1 protein-coding gene is annotated in these 2,539 nt (G+C 40.2%); it reads left to right on the top strand.

Annotated features, from left to right (window positions below):
• Positions 1-134 precede the first annotated feature (134 nt).
• Positions 135-2,519: a glycogen/starch/alpha-glucan phosphorylase gene (locus F6K13_RS27945; protein ID WP_287289122.1), complete on the top strand. Its 2,385-nt coding sequence runs from the start codon at positions 135-137 to the stop codon at positions 2,517-2,519.
• Positions 2,520-2,539 lie beyond the last annotated feature (20 nt).

Below are 2,539 nucleotides of genomic sequence, written 5' to 3'. Positions count from 1 at the left end.
ATCTAAAATTCCATTAGCTAGTCTAACTGGATTAAGAAGTTTCCTATAGAATAACTCCTGTGTGGCAAAGCTAATTACCACCTTTGTCTTTCTACTACAGAAAAATTGATAACGGTTAAATTTATGGAGGAGTAATGAATCAATATATCAACCCCACTACTGAAAATCAAATTCAGGTAGAAGACGATCGAACCGGCATGAGTGTTACTACTCTCAGACGTGCCCTAGCAGATAACCTGTTTTATTTGCAGGGGACCTATGAGTCCATGGCAAAACAAGATGATTTTTATCGTGCTCTGGCTTATACTATACGCGATCGCTTACTTCAACGCTTTCTTTCTACAATTCGTACTTATAACGAGAAAGATGTTAAAGTTGTATATTATCTCTCTGCCGAATTTCTCATGGGTCGTCACCTGGGTAATAGTTTAATTAACCTGGGAATTTATGAAAAAATTCGTCAAGCTATCACCGAATCTGGGTTAAATTTAGATGAACTACTGGAACAAGAAGATGACCCTGGTTTAGGAAATGGTGGTTTGGGTAGATTAGCAGCTTGTTTTCTGGACTCTCTAGCTACTCTGGAAATTCCGGCGGTGGGGCACGGTATTCGCTATGAGTTTGGCATTTTCACCCAAACTGTACAGGATGGTTGGCAAGCAGAAATTCCTGATAAATGGTTACGTTTCGGGAACCCTTGGGAAATAGCTCGTCCTGCTGAAAAGGTAGAAATCAAGTTTGGAGGTCATACAGAAGGATACCATGATGATAAAGGGCACTATCGAGTAACTTGGGTTCCGGATGAAACTGTAATTGGTATCCCCTATGATACCCCTGTTCCTGGCTATAAAGTTAATACTGTTAACCCTTTACGTTTGTGGCGAGCAGAAGCTAGTGTAGACTTTAAATTTGAAGAGTTTAATGCTGGAAACTATGACGGTGCAGTAGCAGATAAAATGAGTTCGGAGACGATATCCAAAGTTCTCTATCCTAATGATAATACCCCTCAAGGTAAGGAACTCCGTCTGAAGCAACAATATTTCTTCGTTTCTTGTGCTTTACAGGACATCATCCGTAGGCATTTATCCCACAACAAAAATCTAGATAATTTATACGATAAAGCAGCAATTCAACTGAATGATACTCACCCTGCTGTGGCGATCGCCGAGATGATGCGCTTATTAATTGATGAGTATGATATGGACTGGGAGCGTGCTTGGCATATTACTCAACATACTTTTGCCTACACTAACCATACTTTGCTGCCTGAAGCATTAGAGCGTTGGGCAATTAGTTTGTTTGGTCGCCTTCTCCCTCGCCACCTAGAAATTATCTATGAAATTAATCGGCGCTTTTTAACTCAAGTGCACACTTGGTTTCCTAAAGACCCGGAATTGCTTGCCCGTGTTTCTCTGATTGAGGAGGGGGGTGAAAAATCTGTGCGGATGGCTAATTTGGCTACTGTTGGTAGTCATGCTGTCAATGGAGTAGCAGCACTGCACACAGAATTGTTGAAAAAAGGTGTGCTTAAAGATTTTTACCAACTTTTCCCAGACAAATTCTTCAATAAGACTAATGGAGTGACTCCCCGTCGTTGGGTTTTACTGAGTAACCCCAAACTTTCTGCCCTATTCTCAGAGAAGCTGGGAGGAGATAGTTGGTTGCGAGATTTCGACCAACTACGGCAACTAGAAAAATATGTTGATGATGCAGAATTTCGGAATCGTTGGCGAGCAATAAAGCAAGAGAATAAGGCTAAGTTGGCAGAGCGCATTCTCAAGCATAATCGGATTGAGGTGGATATTAATTCTCTATTTGATATTCAAGTCAAACGTATTCATGAGTACAAACGTCAACATTTGGATGTATTCAACATCATTACTCTGTATAACCGCATTAAGCAAAATCCAAACATTGATATTCCACCCCGCACGTTTATTTTTGGTGGCAAAGCTGCTCCTGGTTACTATATGGCTAAGTTGATTATTAAATTGACTAATGCCGTTGCTGATGTAGTTAATGACGATCCTGATGTGCACGGTCGCCTGAAAGTTGTCTTCTTGGCAAACTTTAATGCTTCTCTTGGTCAGATTATTTATCCTGCTGCTGACTTATCTGAGCAAATTTCTACTGCTGGAAAAGAAGCATCCGGAACTGGTAATATGAAGTTTGCCATGAATGGAGCTATGACTATTGGTACTCTTGATGGAGCTAATATCGAAATTCGCGAAGAAGTTGGAGCAGAAAACTTTTTCTTATTTGGTATGACTGCTCAAGAAGTTTTCGATCTGAAAGCTCAGGGTTATAAACCTCTGGAATACTATAATACTAATGCTGAACTCAAAGCAGTAATTGACCGAATTGCTAGCGGTCACTTTAGCAAAGGTAATCCTAATTTATTTAAGCCTTTGATTGATTCTTTACTGTACAATGACCAATATATGCTACTAGCTGATTATCAAAGCTATATTGAATGTCAGGAGCGGGTTGGTAAAGCTTTCCAAGACCAGGAGAAATAGACATCTTCGTCCATTTCTCA

This window comes from Okeania sp. SIO2B9 (assembly GCF_010672505.1).
GTDB classification, from domain to species: Bacteria; Cyanobacteriota; Cyanobacteriia; order Cyanobacteriales; family Microcoleaceae; genus Okeania; species Okeania hirsuta.
The sequence above is the reverse complement of the archived record's forward strand: the minus strand, read 5'-3'. Positions and strand labels throughout refer to the sequence as shown.

Bases quoted from the DNA above. Each gene is read 5' to 3' on its own strand.
- F6K13_RS27945 (WP_287289122.1), top strand. From the start codon at position 135: ATGAATCAATATATCAACCCCACTACTGAAAATCAAATTCAGGTAGAA.